The sequence below is a fragment of the Microbulbifer maximicatervae (SeqCode) genome (genome assembly GCF_052467815.1).
The window spans coordinates 2,407,917-2,424,906 of record NZ_CP174326.1 but is presented as its reverse complement, the minus strand read 5'-3'; the positions used below and the strand labels follow the sequence as shown (position 1 = coordinate 2,424,906).

Below are 16,990 nucleotides of genomic sequence, written 5' to 3'. Positions count from 1 at the left end.
AGGAGCAAATTAAATGAATAGTACAATCACCTAATACAGGTGAAAAACTTGGAATAAATATTTCACTTCAATCGAAGCAAAATGAATATAGCCTCGGCATCTCCAAGCATTAATGCCAAAAAAATGGCTTGGGATTAGTGTAAGCAAGCATTCTCACTACTTCTCTCACCATTTAGGGCCGATCAAATCACCCCCCAATGCCCAGCGGACGGTAGAGGCGGAATGTAGTCGCCGTTCGTTTACACCGGGATTGGATACAGATTTCACCTGTGTTGTACAGGAAGTACTGTGGGCGCAGTCAAAGCCCCATAACGAGTTGAAGTAAAGGAGTTACTTGTGAAGATTTTACCTATAGCCGTTACCGCTCTATCCCTTGCCATCAGTGGTCTGGTTCATGCAGATGACAATGAATATATCCTCTACCAGGATGGTACCGGCAATACCGCCAGCGGGGATCAAAGCGACCCCACCATTTTTAACAACCTGATCGAGCAGACCCAAATTGGTGACAACAACGATGCGGATGCCACCCAGTCTAACGGCAATACCAACGGTGTGATAATTCAGTACCAGCAAGGTGACAACAACACCTCGACCAGCGATCAGAATGGCACCACTGATTCAACCGCAGAAGCCTATCTGACCGGTGATAGTAATGATTCAGATACGTCGCAGACGGCTACCAGCAATAGCACCATGGGCGTATATATAACGGGTAATAGTAATACCGGGGGCGGCACCCAAGATACGACATCCGATACATCGCAGCTATATACCATGGATGGGGATAACAACTTCGGGATCTCGCTCCAGGAGAACTTATCGAATAGCTTGATGGATTTCACCTTTGTTGGTGATGGCAATATCGCATCGTCCCTGCAAGCAGATTCCGACTCAGCGATACTGGTTTCAGAAAGCTACGGCGATAGTAATATTATCTCCACCACCCAAAGTAACAGCTCCAACACCAGCGTTATGATTTTCCAAACCGGAAATGGCAATACGGGAGCCACGGGGGATCAAACTGGCAGCGCCAACAATACCGGCACCATTGTCCAGGTTGGCGACTCCAATATTGGCAGCTTTGCCAACTTCAACAGCTTCTCGCAAAACAACTATTTCGAACAAATTGGCGATAGCAATGTGGTGTCCACCTCGGTAACAGACTCCAGTGACGGTACCGGGATTGTTTTGCAGCAGGGGGACAACAACTCCATAGGCGCTATAATACAGACGGTTTCCAATAACAGTTTTGACCTCAGCCAATTTGGCGATAGCAACTCTGTTTTTCTGGAACAGACCGGCTCTGATCATACGATAGAAACGATTCAAATGAGCGATATGAACGAAATCAATGCGGATCAACAAAGCTTTGATAACGATCTGTACGCTCTGCAAAACGGTGAGGAAAACCTGATCAATTCTCTGCAGGACGGCGATAGTGAGACAGGAACACTGAACCAGACCGGCACCTTAAATGAGATAGACCTCACCCAGAGCGGCCAGCAGGATATCGCCACCCTTTCGCAAGACGGTAACAGTAATTTCCTTATGGTTACTCAAACCGGCTTTAGCGATACCATTAGTGTCACCCAGCTAGGTGATAACAACAGCGCTACTTTTACACAATGAATTGACCAGGGGAGTCTGTATACGTCGCATATAGACTCCCCCCCTACTGTCAACTAGCTCTGATCCTAGAAAATCACTATAGAATAGACACACTTACGAAAACGTCCAGACCTACTTTATTACTAGTTTTTCAGTGCTTTTATCCCATTTCCTTTCCTACGCCTTCTTTTAATACTTCTACCAATAATTCGGGATTCAAATAGCGCGGATTTATTCGGTCCAGAGACTGTAGAGAAGGAAGTCAAAGGTCAATATCCCAGCATAACCAAGTATTCATGCTAACAATAATGGCTTGAAACCAGTGTCAGTCAGTAGTCTCACTAATTCTCTCCATTAAGGGCCAATAAAATTCCCCAACATCGGGCGAATTACAACGGCAGACTAATTTGTTGTTAACCAACACCGGAATTGGATATCGATGCCGCCTGTGTGATGCAGGAAGCGCTGCGACTGCAATTAATGTGTCATAGCCAATTAACATAAAGGACTTATTTGTGAAAATCTTACCTATCGCCGCGACTGTACTACCCCTAACCGCACTGGCCCTCGCCATCAGTGGCCCCGCCTATGCTGACAACAATGAATATATTCTGTTTCAAGATGGTAGCGGCAATACCGCTAACGCGGATCAGAGCGACCCCACGATTAGCGACAACCTGATTGAACAAGTCCAGATCGGAACAACCAACTCCGTCGATGCATCGCAGACCAATGGCAATAACAGTAGCACCATTAGCCAGTATCAGGAGGGCAGCAATAATGTATCGCTTAGCACCCAAGACGGCAACACTAACTCAACGGTAGAAACCAGTGCTATCGGTGACAACAACGACTTAGAAACCACTCAGACTTCCAACGCCACTAGCTTTATCGGCGTTTATGTAACAGGAAACGGCAATGAAATAGAAAATATGCAAACAGGAAATTCAGATACAACGGTGATCTATGCCATTGAAGGAAATAATAACGACGGGGAATCATTTCAAGCGAATAACAGCAATGTCAGTGCTAGTTTTACCGTTGTTGGTGAGGGTAACCGCCCCGATTTAAATCAGCAGAATTCGGATTCCTCAACAGCAATTTCGGAAACTTATGGCGATAGCAACGATCCCACTCCAATCCAAACTGATGTTTCAAATTCTACCATTACGATTTTTCAAACGGGCAACACCCATGTTGGCACTGTACAAGATCGCACTGGCGGCGCCAACAATATCAGCAGCCTTATCCAGACTGGAAATTCCCACCTTACCAACTCCACCATTGCCTCGAGCTTTAATCAGACCAACAACTTAGTACAAAATGGGAATGGCAACTCTATCAATGCAGAAATAAACAATGCAAACAATAGTACAGCGGTTGCCCTTCAGAGTGGGCGCTTCCATAATCTTACAATCTTTCAAACTAACGTTTCAGATAGTTATGTATCGGTTACCCAAAGCGATATTATAAATGTTGCCGTAGTTAATCAATCGGGTTCCGGTCATATGGCGGAAGTTATCCAAATGGATGACTCCAGTAACATAAATGTCGACCAAGATAACGCCGACAACAGCCTGTACGCTCTACAAAATGGTGTAGATAATCTGATCGATGCGGTGCAGAATGGCGTTAGTGAAATAGCTATGTTGAGCCAGACCGGCACGGTCAATGAGATAGATCTGACCCAAAGCGGCACGCTGAATACCGCCATCCTCACCCAAAACGGCAATGACAATACTTTAACCGTTACTCAAACTGGCACCAGCGATACTATCACCGCGATCCAGTTGGGGGATAACAATAGCGGCACCATTTCCCAGTGATTGAATTTAGGGGCAATCAACAAACAGCAAGCACCCTACCGATAACCTAATTTTATTTAAACCCGCATTAAATACTCACACCTGGAGAGATGTGCAATATCTCTCCAGGAATTTTTTCCTAATAAATCCATACTTTTCCAACTTGCTAAGAATTCTTTACTGCACAATAACTTTTTAGAGCGTCATTATTTTCAACATCCCAGAGATTCTGATCAGCAATTTACTATCCGCACAAATTAAAGGTACAGCCAGGCCTGACAACACTCGATGCGACTGGCTCATTGACCATAGGAGGTGACCCATATAGAAATATCGATTTAGGGATATATTAGTAGCGCTCTTGAGATTATCGATTCACATCTAAACAGCCAGTATGCGAGTAATACCAAGGCAGATTAAGACATCAATAGCAATTAGATGGATTCGAAGTTTGCAGTGCAAAGCCATATCGACCTTTATCGCCATTTAGAGTGACAATTTAACACCTCAAGTTCAGTAGGTATTATATTTTAATTTAATCGATTGTTCGGAAACTATGACTTGAAAATATATTCCCACCCGGGAACCTCTAAGTAGCTCAGAAAGCTATACGGCCACAATGCACACACCAGAGCCAACTATTAGTAATAACCTTATAGACCAGACACAAACTGGAAATCACAATGATATAGATGCACGTCAGATAAATGGAAATACTGGAGGAGGTATTATCCAGACCCGGGAGGGAAATAATAACTTTATTGTTTCTGTTCAAGATAGCACCTCAAATATGTCTATAGTAATTTTTCAAAGCGGTAATAGCAATTCAGTTCTGGTCTTGACCTTTTGGCCGAACAACATAGAGAATAGAATCTTATCAATTTACTCCAAGATAGTGTTAATGAAATAGCAACACTAAGTTTGACCGCAATGATGAACGAGTTAGATCTCATGCAGATTGGCCAACAAAATACCGCCACCTGAACTCAGGATCGCAACAATAATTTTCTAATGCTTACCCAAATGGGTGCGAACGAGAGTATACACATTGCTCAGCTGGGAGATAACAATAGCGCTATTTTTACTAAAAAATGGATTAAATGGCTTTCCTAAATAAAGTGGGGAGCCATCTCCAGATACAACGTTTAAAAATAAATAAGAAAAAATAGGCCATGAAATTCTAGATATCTCCATATAAACTGTATTTATGATAGAAGTACTCACTTCAAGAAACTGCTATTTGCTGTTCAGTCATAGAAAGGAGTTATCATGCACACCAAGGTTGGTATTTGCGCCGCTCTAGTTTCATTCTCTGCCACATTTTCACTGGCTGAAAACAATAATACTTTTCTCTATCAGGAAGGAAGTGATAATAGTGCCACTGCCGATCAAAGCGACATTACCAGTATTGGCAACCAGATTACGCAAATACAAATTGGTAACGATAACTCACTAGAGGCAACACAGAGCGACAGCAATTTGCGTGGCTCCATATTACAGACGCAGATCGGTGATAGTAACAATGCCTTTGCTTCACAAGAAGGCACAAGAGATACAAGTTCCAGTGGTTACCAGATTGGTAATAACAACCAGGGAAGCTCATTACAAGGCTCAGTTACCAACAGTCAGTTCAACTATACCCAGTTGGGCAGTCAAAATAGCGCTCAAGGCGTCCAAACGAATTCCGACAATGCTTCTATTTCTATCGCTCAAGAGGGCACAGGAAATACAGTTACTAGTTCACAGGACACTATTACCAGGGGAGAAATGCAGTTTTACCAAACCGGTATTAGCAATAAATCTACAGTAGCGGATTCCAATAACGGCTCTGATAACAGATTAACTTCTACCCAGAGCGGGGACAGCAATCAAAACAATGTGTTTCTTAACGCGACAAACTCCGCAACAGATCATATCCAGCAAACCGGTTCAGACAACCAGATTTTCCTGGTCCACAGTATCAGTGACAATGATACAGTAGAGATTCTGCAAGTAGGGACACAACAAACGCTCAATATTAGTCTTATCTCTACGGCTGATAATGAAGTCACTATTAATCAATTAGGTAGTAGTAATATTGGTACCTTAAATTTGAGCGGCACAAGTAGCGGAACGCAACTGCAACAGGATGGATATCTTAATAGTGTCAATCTTACTCAGGGTGGAGAGGGAGCTAACCTATACGCCCATCAAATAGGTAGTAATAATGAGCTGGATCTAACCCAGGGTGGGCGACAAAATACTGCCACACTCTCCCAATTTGGTAACAGCAACTATATCTATATGATGCAAACAGGAATTAATAGCAACATTAACATATTGCAACTTGGCAGTAACAATAGCGCAAGCTATCAACAGCAGTAGGCTACGCCTTAGGAGTTACCAACTACAAGAAGTCAGGAGAGAAAGAAAAACTGTATTTAAGGCTGTATGAGCTGTGGATGCCAAATACGAGCTTACCGATGTGCATTCACAGCAGCACTCAGAAACAGTGTATTCCTTCTGGATCAGTAGTACACGTAAACATCAGCTTCCTCTTTTGAACCAAAGAACATTGTATGTCGAAACGAACAAAAACCTACTGATCTTGCCTCGTTTTAACGGACACCTCATCTGTTTGACTTTGGTACCCGTTAAAACGGGGCAAGATCATAGGCCGACGAAGAAAGTGAATTATTTACACAATGACTGATAAGTTAGTCACATAAACTATATTTTATTTTATTTTCTATTTATTGAGATCGATTCTCAAGTTTGTTTATACTGCGTGCGCTCTGGAATGATTCCGGGATGGCAGATGGTATAGCAGGGCTTTTGCTTGCTATAAAGTTGTATTTAACATGGATGTTGCGGCGTAGTAGTAAGATGGAGGCAGTTTCAGAGATCGACACAGGATTGCATGCGCTGGTTGCCATAGCGCGTTTCCATCAATTGCCTGCTGAGCCTGATCAACTTTCCCACCAGTTTGGTCATGAAGGACAATCCTTTTCTGATACCCAGCTCCTACAAGCAACCAAGGTCCTTACGTTAAAGGCCAAGCAGCTAGCGTCTGATGTCAGCGATCTGAGTAATGCCATGCTGCCCGCTATCGCTAAGGCACACGATGGCAGTTATTTTATTGTGGCACGCCTATCCGATGGTGAGGCATCTGCTGATTTCCAATAATGTCCAAGTGGATATTATGATGTAAGAAAACCACCCACTTCCGCTAAGAAAGAAAAACGTCGAACTACCGTAAAGCTATGGATGAAATCAGAATCTATAGTACAAATTACAAGGACATTGGATGTTTACAGCCGAGCCGTACAAAACTGGAATATTGCTTACAATATCGCGCAGTTTCAAGGCATTAACCACTAAAAAATGCAGCTATCCGAAAGAGATGAACCATAGGCTTTAATATTAAGGAAAAAGTATAATTTGATTTATACAAAAACATCTAATGAAAGAAAATGCTACCAGCCACGTACTCGAGAGCCTTATATAAGCTACTGATCTTGAACGTTTTTTACTTTATGTGAAAGTACAGTAGAACTCTACCAGAATCTAATCACAAAAAAGGAAGCTCATATATTTAACATACAAGCTCCCAATAGACAACTGATTGATAAATTTTATAGACAAGTTAAATAAAGCCCGCTATGAAATCCTACAAGATGTAGCCACCAGTTTAAGAGACTTTGAAAAAAGACTCGCTCGAAAAAATTGTCAATCCAGGCAATCTGGATCTTTAGTGAGATATTCATTGTTTACCCAAATATTAGTACCACTGCAATCAGGGTCAACTGTATCCCTCAGATCAAAAGGATCATTATCAAAAGAAGAGTTCGCAGAAATAATATTGAAGTTGGAATTAGTAAAAATAAGAACTATACCACCATCTTGGCTATCACCGTTGCCATTGTCGGTAGTTGTATTCTGTGATATCACATTATTTGACGATCCTTCTATTAGAATACCAGCCCCTCCATTTCCACTTGAAGTGTTGTTAAAAACTCGTGAAAAACTATCATCCACCTGGATTCCGTCGGCAACACTTCCTGTTACAGTACAGCCAGAAAAAGTATTGTAGTCATCATCCATATCGACTCCGACTCTACCACTATCAGTAATAACGCAGTCATTTATAGTATTGTAAATACTATCTATATCTATCCCATCATTAACACTATTAACAACTTCGGTATTAAGTACTTTGTGATACCCCTCTCCCTCTAAGAAAATTCCATCAAAACAGCCATCAATAACGCCTCCAGTGAGGGTGGCGCCATTGCCTTCGATTCGAATTCCTGCACCACCTAGATCCCCTCCTGTAGTACAGGTCAGGGAATAGTCGCCCATATTTAAGCTGCCACTTGGGCCGACAATAGTAAGTGCATCAGGTTCATCGGTTGTTAGATCACAAGATAAGTCCTCAGTAAGCACTTCTGCAGTTGTAATTACATCGCCACAAGCCACTTCAGCCAAGGTAATTGATGAATATGAAGACGCCGAAAAAGCCATTATCGCTAATAGTGCCACCTTATCTACAGATTGCTTAATTTTCACATCCAACTCCTATCAGTTCAGAAAAAATAATATACCTCAGCACAGAGATACTGAGTCCCCTAAGTTTGGATGCAATAATAACTTCCACCATAAGAAAAATTGCCCAAAGTAATTGACGTTCGAATGAATAAAAAAACCAAGTCATTCCTTTGAAGAATCTAACGCAGCTAAATCGACAACAAAGATTAAAAACAGAACCCTAAGCTGGCGCAATTACTTTCTAAGTATTACTAACATTTAATCCAGAACACCATACTCTGATCCAACTTGGGAAAGTACGATTTTATTCGCCAGCTAATGTATGCAGCTTATTAGGAAAGACTTAGATTATTTATATAAAACTTACTCATGATAGAAGTACTTGCTCCGGAAAACTATTACTTAATGTTCGATCATAGAAAGGAGTTATCATGTACACCAAGGCTCGTATTTACATTGCTCTAGCTTCACTTGTTACCACAGATTCTTAGGCTGAAACAAATATTAAATCACTGCATCAGTAGGGTAGCGTTAATAGTGCCACTACTTACCAAAGCGATATTACTAGTATTGGCAACCAGATCATACAAATACAATTCGGCGATGATAACGATACCTTTGCTTCTCAGGAAAATACAAGAGACACAAGCTCCAGTGGCTAACAGATTAGCAATAGCAACCAGGGAAGTTCACTACAAGACTCCATTACTAACAGCCATTTTAACTATATCCAGTTAGACCATTAAAATAACGCCCAAGGTGTTCAAACCTACTCTAAAAATGCTTCTATTTCTGTCTATCAAAAAAACACAGAAAATTCTGCCACTAGTTCACAAGGTAATATTATCAATGGAGAAATGCAATTTCATCAGATAGGACTTAGCAACAAACCAACAATAATAGATTCAAACAATAGCTCTAACAATAGCTCTAACAATAGTACGATTTCTGCTCAAAACAAACCAGGTGTTTATTAGCACGACAAACTCGGCAATAGACTATATCAAGAAAGTTGGTGCGGACAACCAGGTTTTTCTAATTCACAGTACTAGTGATAATGACAAAGTAGAGATTATACAAGCTGGGGCCAGACGCACTATCGATATTAGTCTTATCTCTACAGCTAATAATGAGGTTATTATTAATCAACTCGGCAGTAGTAATATTAAAACAGTGAATTTGGGCGGCACAAGTAGCGAACTGCAACTACTGCAGGAGGGATATATTAATAGTGTAAACGTCACTTAGAGTGGAGAAGAGACTCACCTCTACACTCACCAAATAGGTAGCGATCATGGGCTCAGTCTAACCCAGAGTGGGAGACAAAATACTGTCGAACTCTCCCCAATTGGTAGCAATAACTTTATACAAATGATGCAAACTGGGGGTTAATAGCAGTGCTGACATACTACGAATAGGTGGTGACAACAGCGCAAACTACCAGCAGCAATAATCTAGCCCTTTCAAGGTTGTCTCGAAAGCTGTGCTGATCGGTGAGCTGATTTGATCATCAGGGCGCAACCTCCCTATATTCTTGTCAATCTATAAAATATAGATCAGCCCAGTACGTAGTCAGTCAAAACGCAAACTCGACTTTATTCCTAACTTTGCCAAACTAAATTCTCATAGCTACATACCAATTCATCGACAAAAATTAAAGTAGCCTTTGATTGATCTGACGCTATAAATCAAATGGCTAACAACCCAACCTATGGCTTTAAACCATATCATCGTGTAGTAGAGTGATATTTTTTATGTACTAGCCTCCACTTAAGATTCCCAATCATTATTGACCGCACATAATTTTTCGTAGAAACACGAAAAACACTCTGCCTTTATATGGATGTTAAAGGCAGAGTATATGCTTACTACCCAAAGTCCAAATTGGTAAAGGAGTTATCCAATGAAGACCTATTCCCTTATAGCCACGGCCTTATCCTTTATGATCAGTGGGATTTCCTATGCGGAAAATACTGTCATCCAGAACCAGATGGGTACAGATAATAACGCGACAGCTGATCAAAGTGATCCGACCGTATTTGATAACCTTATTGTGCAAACACAAATTGGTGATAACAACGACGCTGATGCCAGTCAAACTAATGGCAATGTCAGCGGCGCCATTTATCAAACACAGCAGGGAGATAATAATAGTGTCACCTCGACACAAGATGCCACAACCAGCACTACGGCATCAGCACTCCAGGTCGGGGATAACAATATCGTTTTAACCAGTCAGGAAACCGCTTCAAACGGTAGCAGTGAAATCCTCCAGAATGGTGACACTAACTTTGCCAGCTCTGAACAAACCTCCTCAGATTCTGATTCTATTTCAATCAGCCAGTATGGCGATCAAAACCTGGCTACTAGTACTCAGGACACGAGTTCCAGCAATATTGTAGTCATTACCCAATCCGGTGACTTAAATATTTCAACTACATTGCAAAACACAGCAAGCTCTGGTAACAGCGCTACCACAATTCAATTCGGGCAACAAAATGCTGCTGGGATATCTCACCTTAACTCCTTTACCAATTCAGACTTGATAAGTCAGGTTGGTGATTTCAACAATGCCTCAATTAACAGAAACACCTCAAGTTCCGATAGTGCTATCGTAGTACAGTCCGGAGACTCCAATTTTGCCAGTGCTACTAGTTTTGATACTGCAGACAATACATTATCCATCTACCAATATGGGGATAATCAATCAGCGGTTGCCACACAAAGTAGTGCTTTTGAAAGTAACATTTATATTAGCCAAAGTGATGACAATAATATGGCTTTGGCAACACAATCAGGAGCCAGTGACAACATTGAAATTTATCAGTCGGGCTCATCCAATATGGCTACAGCCTTACAGGCGTCGACTGACAATAGCTCCAATATTATTTCCCAGGACGGTACACAAAACGATGCTACTGTCACACAAAGTGGTTCATCGGATACATCCTCTGTTGAACAAATTGGAAATATGAATATGGTTTCAGCTAGCCAATCAGCATTCAGTGGCTCACTGGATATCACCCAGGAAGGTGATGAGAACGAAATTACCTCAACACAGGATGGAGATACGGAGACAGCAACCATGTTGCAGGCAGGTAACTTGAATTTGATTGAGTTGGCCCAGAGCGGCATGCAAAACACTGCAACATTATCTCAAGACGGTAGCAGTAACTACATATCGGTTACGCAAACTGGCTTTAATGATGCTATCAGTGTTACCCAACTTGGAGACGGCAATAGCGCTACATTTATACAGTAGACTAATAGAGACTTTCGTTAAGGTGCCCTTTGGGCATCTTAACCTACTCAATATGCAAAAGTTAATGAGCACATCGCCTAAACATCACCATATGCTGTCATAGAGATTTTGTAGTCAAGGAGTATCTTATGAAAATCTCTTCCTTCCTTACCGATTCCCTGGCGCTGACCATCAGCAGTGCTGCTATCGCCGAGAATAATTTTGTTACTTCACAGCAAGGTGGGGCCTTTCTGAGCACCGCTGTAACACAAAATGGCAGTACCATGTACCCATACGGATCTGAGAAATTTGATGATATTAATCCAGATTGGCTGCTGTCATTCTGAAGAAACTTCACAAAGTGTATGTAAACCAAACCTCATTTACGTTACAAATTGGTAATGCCAACTTTGCCAGTATGCAGCAATAGTTATATCCAAAACTCACAGGATTAGGCTCTGTATGCAGTATCGTTCATCGGCAGAGCCTCAAGTGGATATCAGTGGTCAATTCGATTTACAAGGAGGAAGCAGTAACTGAACGGACAATGATTTGGGGATTTTTAGTTTAAAGGAGTAACTTATGAAAATCTCACCACTTATCTTTAGCTCACTTGCGTTGGCAATCAGCAGTGTGGTTTTTGCCGAAAACAATTTTGTAATCCAAAACCAAACTGGCATAGGTAATACCGCCACAGCCAATAATGCAGACTCTGATGTTAACAACAGCTTAATAGTACAAACTCAAATTGGAGTCAACAACAGCGAGGATGCCCTCCAAATTGATGGAACCACTGAAAGCACCATCGTGCAAAGCCAGATCGGTGTCGCCAATGACAGTGAGACTGCCCAGGAAAATACCAGTAATGGGCATATCAACACTTCTCAGACAGGGGATAGTAACAGCGCTAATGCTGGCCAGGGAAGCTCATCAGACGGATCGATTATCGTCAATCAAATCGGCGTATCGAATACCGCTACCTCCCAACAGGTTGTGACCTCTTCAATCTCATCACTCACCACTCAATTGGGAGAACAAAACTCCGCAGAAATTTACCAGGAGAATATAAGCTCCGCTAGTGGCACACTTCAACAATTTGGAGTGTCAAACACGGGGAATATTCTGCAGTTGTTAGGGTCAGGTAGCACTGGAACCCTACTTCAGGTCGGTTCACTAAATACGGGGCGTATTGACCAGATTGATAGTGACTCCGCCCAAGGGGCTATTACCCAAATAGGAGGTGATAACTACGCAAAAATTTCGCAGCTGGACGCAAATTCAGATAGTGCGGAAATACTTCAAACCGGTACACAGAACTCTGCCGAAACTACCCAGACCATAAGTAATTCCAATAGTGTATTTATCGCTCAACTGGGAACTTTAAATACAGCAATTACCAATCAAAGCCTATCGGAAGATGGCTCTCTCATCATTACCCAAGGCGGCACAGGAAATAGTGTTGATGCCGATCAAAATACGTTGATCAGCAGTGGTGAGATCGCTCAATTGGGGAGCCAAAATTCATCAGATACTGATCAGTTAGGGGTTGACGTACATCTTCTGGTTGCACAGGTAGGAACAGGGAATACTGTCAGCCTACAACAGGATGGCGTTATTCTCAGTGCAGATGTCGCCCAAATTGGTAGCTCCAATGATGCGGTTATCACCCAAAGTGGCCTGGGTAATTCCCTGACACTGCTTCAAATCGGTGATGGGCATTATAAAGAAATATCGCAGACTGGCGTAGGTCAATCCTCCTTCACTATCCAAGTCGGCAGCGCCAACTTTGCCCAGGTCGCACAGTAGGAGTAACCTCAAGCAGCCCCTGAATAATTTGCTACACCATGCCGCCAATATTCCTTGCAATATCCGGCGGCATTGTAGTTTATCAAACCTATTGTATATTTCCGCTTTATACGCATGGCGCGGGCACGATGCCACAGAGGGGAAAGAGTAATCTGTACCTATAAAAACGGCCCGTCCAGGGAGTTCGGAGCCTCTGATTATTCCTACTTATTTGGCTCGGATCTATGTAAATAGCGATAATATGCACCCATTTCCCACGCCTGATCTCCGTCACCTATTACCTCACCTCCCAATCAATCATATCTATATTTTTCTCAGAAGATCCGCTCAAAGGATCTCTTTTAAGCGCTACCTTAAAGCAACTGACAGAGAAGAAACCCTATGCAGGCAGGAAAATATTTCCCATTCATTTTTGCACCCGTGCTTTTACCAGCCCTATCTTTTGCCGACGTTCAGTGCGGCGATACCATTACCACCGCTGAAATAATGACTGAAGACATATTATTCTGCACTGCCACACCGCCAATCACCATATCCGGTCCCAGCGGCAATCTGGATATGAACGGGTTTACCGTGCACTGTGCCGAACTTCCCGTGCTGAATACTGGCATCATTTTGTCTGGTCAGGGGGCTTTTCTCTCAAACGGGACCATTGAGAATTGTTATACCGGCGTCAGCGCAGAGGACTCGGGATTTCATGGAATTTACAATATCCTAGTGCAAACTAACGAAATAGGTATTTCCCTAACCAGCAATAACAACTTTGTTAGCAGTTCGACAATTTCTTTAAATACCGAAATGGGTATCTCTTCCGATGGGGATTTTAACAGCATACTTTCAAATGAAATTGTAAATAACGAGAGGGACTCTATTGTTATCCAAGGGGACTATGCACTCGTTTCACAAAACACCATAGAGCCAATAACTGGAGGTCTCACAACAGGATTGAATGGTATCGTTATCGGAAGCTCGTCCGGAGGGATTATTACGCAAAATACCGTTTTAAATATTATGTTTAGCGGCATATTGATGCAGGAGTTTGCGCAAACCAATTACCTTATTACCGGCAACAGAGTTGATTCGGGCGGCGCCGGCATTGGCTTCGACCTTAATGACGCCAATGCCGATGCCTGTACGTCTTCCAATACATGGATCTCCAACACTTTTACAACGGCTAACCCCAACTGCCTGGATTAAAATTTTGTCTAACAGGAATGTATATGCCTGTAGATAGGTTTAGAGAAAGATAACACCGAAGGAAAGGTAATAAAAAAGTGACCTGGCTGCGGGGGAGAACCAGGTCACTGAAAGGGTTTGAGTGGGGGCTAATTAGCCCCCTGGTTTTTAGTCTTGGTAATCGATGGTCATATCAAAATTGCCTTCAACACACTTGGCATAGTCGCCCTCATTCAGTGCTGAGTAGGCAGTCTGGTAATTCACCAACTGACATGCGTAGCTCTCATTATTTGGGGTATCCGCAGACCATCCCCAATCTTTATCCCAGTAAATATCCAGGGAGGCTGCACCGCCAGTCTGGAATTGCCCCATATTGGCACAACCGAGTTCTTCATCTGCCGGAATTTCTACACCGAAGTAATCCGCTGTGCTCTGGTAGTACTCGATCCGATACTGTGAGCGGTAGTCTTCAGTACCAGAACTACATTCGATCGCTCCATTAATAATATTGGTGGTAACACCGAATCCAGAAGTCAGGTTATTAGCCAGATCCACACTATTCGGTTCCCAGGTACCATCGATTACATGCAATATGCTTGGCTTGGGTGGCTGTGGATAGACGAAGAAGAAGATAGAGCTCGCCAGGTTCAACCAGGTATCCGCTACCAATTCCGGGGCTTCCAGCAGGGTGTAAATATCGCCGTACATCGCCTGGGAGAAGGGACCGTAGTTATAGTTCCAGCTCAACTGCTTGGCACCGCGGCCGAAGTAGCTCTTATAGCCACCGTCATCATTGATCGCACAGGGCCATGCTTCCGCTGCCCAGCTGCTGCTGGCATCACAGGCGCCGTAGCCACCGGAAGTATCTTCAGTCCAGCCAATTTCCCGCAACCAGTACAGACCCTGGCGCCATTCCGGCACTTCCCAACCTGTTGCGTGGGCACCGGTTTCCTGGGCGTAGTGTGCAAACATTACCGCCATCGACTTGCGACAGATCGCCTCGGCATCGCGGCCATCGGTATAGTCACCACAGAAAGCTGGGAACTTGGCTACGGCACGGAGGAAATTGGTGTAGGTGTACTCTTCCGCTCTGAGGGCGAAAAGGTAATCCCAATCTTCTTCAGACAGGATGCTCTCAACGCGGAGGACATTTTCAGGGTTTGCACTGCGGCCAGGTTGTACCGCCTCAACCACGGCATTGTCCCGGGTTTCGACAGTATCCTTTACTTCCTGAAGCAGGGAATCGCTGCTGGTAATCGACTCTTCTGCAGCTTCCAGTTCGCTGATGCCCATCACATAGCCATCGGCTGCGGCACAGCCTTCCTGGCTAATGGAGACCTCGTCCACATCACTAGCCTGAGTGGAGTCAGAAGCCGTCAGCTGGAAGGTATAGGTTACATCGCTGTATACCTCAGACAGGGTCACTGAGGTAGCGCTGCCGGTATAGTTGGTCATCTTTACAACCGGCCCACTAGTTTGGCTCCAGATATAAGAGATATCGCTGCCGCCGGTGCTGCCAGAGCCATCCAGATTAACCGTTCCACTACAGCCAACATTGATACTTGAGGCCGAGATATTTGCGGTTACTGAGCTTTCAGAACCATCGGTATTATCATCGTCGTCTTCATCGGTATCGTCCACAGCGAGGTTTTGCACGGTTACCTGTGCTTCTTCAGTAGAGTCACCATCACTGACGATCAGGCTAAAGACATAGCTCACATCAAAGGTGCTTGAAGGTAGGGTAACAGTGGTGGATGCGCTGGTCGCAGAGGCAATATCTGCTTCAGGAGAGGCCGGGGATAATTGGGCCCAGCTGTAAGATAAATTGCCCTCGCCACCGGAGGCACTGGCATCAAGTATTACAGTGCCACCACCGGTAATTTGTGACTGCGACACTGAAGCACTTATCGTAATGGGAGTGCTGTCAGAATTATCGTTGCCATCGCCACTGTTGTCGTTATCGTCGTTATCACTGCCGCCATCATTGCCACCGGTGCCGGTGTCATCATCGGAGCCACCGTCACTGGAGCAACCATCCGCTTCCTTAAGAAGCCAAGGGGAACCCCAGGTATTTTCAGCCGTTAATGCATCGGTGGGGTGGTCGTCACTATTAGCCCACCACTGGGCAACAAATAGGTCACCGTCGTAACAAACTTCTTCGCCTTTGCGATAGTTTTGACCAGAAATATAAGTATCGGAGTCATCAGAGCCACCAGTGCCACCACCACTGCCGGAACCTGCATCATCATTGTTACCAGAATCCGTATCACCGTTATTTCCGGTATCAGTATCATCATCAGAATCGGTGCCATCACCATCACCGGAATTGGAGTCATCGCCACCACTGGTATCGCACGCACCTGACTCTTCCAAAATCCAGGGGGAGTCCCATCGGTTTTCTGCTGTCAGGGCATCCGAGGGAACTTGAGAAGCTGTTGCCCACCATTGAGCTTTATATAAGTTTCCCCCGTAGCAAACCTGGCTTCCACCGGTATAACTCTGCCCCGCAACGTAGTCGTCGGCGGGTTGTGCCGCACTCAAACCTTGAGCGCCCAGCATCAGCGCCGATGCTATGGCTGTGCGAATAAAAATATGGCTCATAGAATCTCCAATTGTCGTTTTTAGGGTTCTATTTAAAGTTTTACGCGATGAGGCAAATACCAAACTGACAGGTATTATTTGCAAAAATAGAGATCAAGAGCTTGTGTGAATAACGTATAACGGAAAGCATTAATAAATAGAGCAGGCATTCTTGGCATGAATATTTATACACTGCCAGGATGCTCTAAATTGTAAGGAACCCACTCCCCTTCCTCGTTTTTAT

At 43.6% G+C, this 16,990-nt stretch carries 12 protein-coding genes and 1 pseudogene; 11 read left to right on the top strand and 2 right to left on the bottom strand.

Features of this window, described 5'->3' with window-relative positions; all coding sequences use genetic code 11:
• Window positions 1-336 precede the first annotated feature (336 nt).
• From ACJJIW_RS10505 to ACJJIW_RS10485, 5 genes and pseudogenes are all read left to right on the top strand, one after another.
• On the top strand, window positions 337-1,632 hold the full coding sequence (locus ACJJIW_RS10505; RefSeq protein ID WP_444937293.1) for a hypothetical protein: 1,296 nt from the start codon (window positions 337-339) through the stop codon (window positions 1,630-1,632).
• 494 nt (window positions 1,633-2,126) lie between these two features.
• Window positions 2,127-3,437 (top strand): hypothetical protein, encoded by a 1,311-nt coding sequence (locus tag ACJJIW_RS10500; RefSeq protein WP_444937292.1) that lies wholly within the window; start codon window positions 2,127-2,129, stop codon window positions 3,435-3,437.
• A 987-nt stretch (window positions 3,438-4,424) separates the two neighbouring features.
• Window positions 4,425-4,529: pseudogene (locus ACJJIW_RS10495) on the top strand (hypothetical protein); the annotation flags it as partial.
• 156 nt (window positions 4,530-4,685) lie between these two features.
• Window positions 4,686-5,780, top strand: coding sequence for a hypothetical protein (locus tag ACJJIW_RS10490; RefSeq protein ID WP_444937291.1), 1,095 nt, complete (start codon window positions 4,686-4,688; stop codon window positions 5,778-5,780).
• 426 nt (window positions 5,781-6,206) lie between these two features.
• Window positions 6,207-6,581: a cysteine peptidase family C39 domain-containing protein gene (locus ACJJIW_RS10485; RefSeq protein WP_444937290.1), complete on the top strand. Its 375-nt coding sequence runs from the start codon at window positions 6,207-6,209 to the stop codon at window positions 6,579-6,581.
• Between the two features lie 543 nt (window positions 6,582-7,124).
• Here the strand turns inward: ACJJIW_RS10485 and ACJJIW_RS10480 are convergent.
• Entirely contained in the window at window positions 7,125-7,964 is an 840-nt protein-coding gene (locus tag ACJJIW_RS10480; protein WP_413663199.1) for a right-handed parallel beta-helix repeat-containing protein, read from the bottom strand.
• A 945-nt stretch (window positions 7,965-8,909) separates the two neighbouring features.
• Between ACJJIW_RS10480 and ACJJIW_RS10475 the strand changes: the two genes are divergently transcribed.
• The 6 genes from ACJJIW_RS10475 to ACJJIW_RS10450 all read left to right on the top strand — a co-directional run bounded on the left by ACJJIW_RS10475 (window position 8,910) and on the right by ACJJIW_RS10450 (window position 14,187).
• Window positions 8,910-9,191, top strand: coding sequence for a hypothetical protein (locus tag ACJJIW_RS10475; protein ID WP_444937289.1), 282 nt, complete (start codon window positions 8,910-8,912; stop codon window positions 9,189-9,191).
• Window positions 9,192-9,224: 33 nt separating this feature from the next.
• Window positions 9,225-9,335 carry a hypothetical protein gene (locus ACJJIW_RS10470; RefSeq protein WP_413665889.1) on the top strand — a complete coding sequence of 37 codons (111 nt, stop codon included), beginning with the start codon at window positions 9,225-9,227 and terminating at the stop codon, window positions 9,333-9,335.
• A 511-nt stretch (window positions 9,336-9,846) separates the two neighbouring features.
• A complete protein-coding gene (locus ACJJIW_RS10465) occupies window positions 9,847-11,205 on the top strand; it encodes a hypothetical protein (protein WP_444937288.1) in 1,359 nt (452 codons plus the stop codon).
• 128 nt (window positions 11,206-11,333) lie between these two features.
• Window positions 11,334-11,531 carry a hypothetical protein gene (locus ACJJIW_RS10460; protein WP_444937287.1) on the top strand — a complete coding sequence of 66 codons (198 nt, stop codon included), beginning with the start codon at window positions 11,334-11,336 and terminating at the stop codon, window positions 11,529-11,531.
• Between the two features lie 235 nt (window positions 11,532-11,766).
• Window positions 11,767-12,990 carry a hypothetical protein gene (locus ACJJIW_RS10455; RefSeq protein ID WP_444937286.1) on the top strand — a complete coding sequence of 408 codons (1,224 nt, stop codon included), beginning with the start codon at window positions 11,767-11,769 and terminating at the stop codon, window positions 12,988-12,990.
• Between the two features lie 381 nt (window positions 12,991-13,371).
• Window positions 13,372-14,187 carry a NosD domain-containing protein gene (locus ACJJIW_RS10450; protein WP_444937285.1) on the top strand — a complete coding sequence of 272 codons (816 nt, stop codon included), beginning with the start codon at window positions 13,372-13,374 and terminating at the stop codon, window positions 14,185-14,187.
• A gap of 147 nt (window positions 14,188-14,334) precedes the next feature.
• Here the strand turns inward: ACJJIW_RS10450 and ACJJIW_RS10445 are convergent, their stop codons facing one another.
• A complete protein-coding gene (locus ACJJIW_RS10445; RefSeq protein WP_444937284.1) occupies window positions 14,335-16,767 on the bottom strand; it encodes a glycoside hydrolase family 19 protein in 2,433 nt (810 codons plus the stop codon).
• Between the last annotated feature and the right edge of the window lie 223 nt (window positions 16,768-16,990).

Coding starts and splice junctions, on each gene's coding strand:
- ACJJIW_RS10490 (WP_444937291.1), top strand. CDS start 4,686: ATGCACACCAAGGTTGGTATTTGCGCCGCTCTAGTTTCATTCTCTGCC.
- ACJJIW_RS10485 (WP_444937290.1), top strand. CDS start 6,207: ATGGCAGATGGTATAGCAGGGCTTTTGCTTGCTATAAAGTTGTATTTA.
- ACJJIW_RS10465 (WP_444937288.1), top strand. CDS start 9,847: ATGAAGACCTATTCCCTTATAGCCACGGCCTTATCCTTTATGATCAGT.
- ACJJIW_RS10460 (WP_444937287.1), top strand. CDS start 11,334: ATGAAAATCTCTTCCTTCCTTACCGATTCCCTGGCGCTGACCATCAGC.
- ACJJIW_RS10455 (WP_444937286.1), top strand. CDS start 11,767: ATGAAAATCTCACCACTTATCTTTAGCTCACTTGCGTTGGCAATCAGC.
- ACJJIW_RS10450 (WP_444937285.1), top strand. CDS start 13,372: ATGCAGGCAGGAAAATATTTCCCATTCATTTTTGCACCCGTGCTTTTA.
- ACJJIW_RS10445 (WP_444937284.1), bottom strand. CDS start 16,767: ATGAGCCATATTTTTATTCGCACAGCCATAGCATCGGCGCTGATGCTG.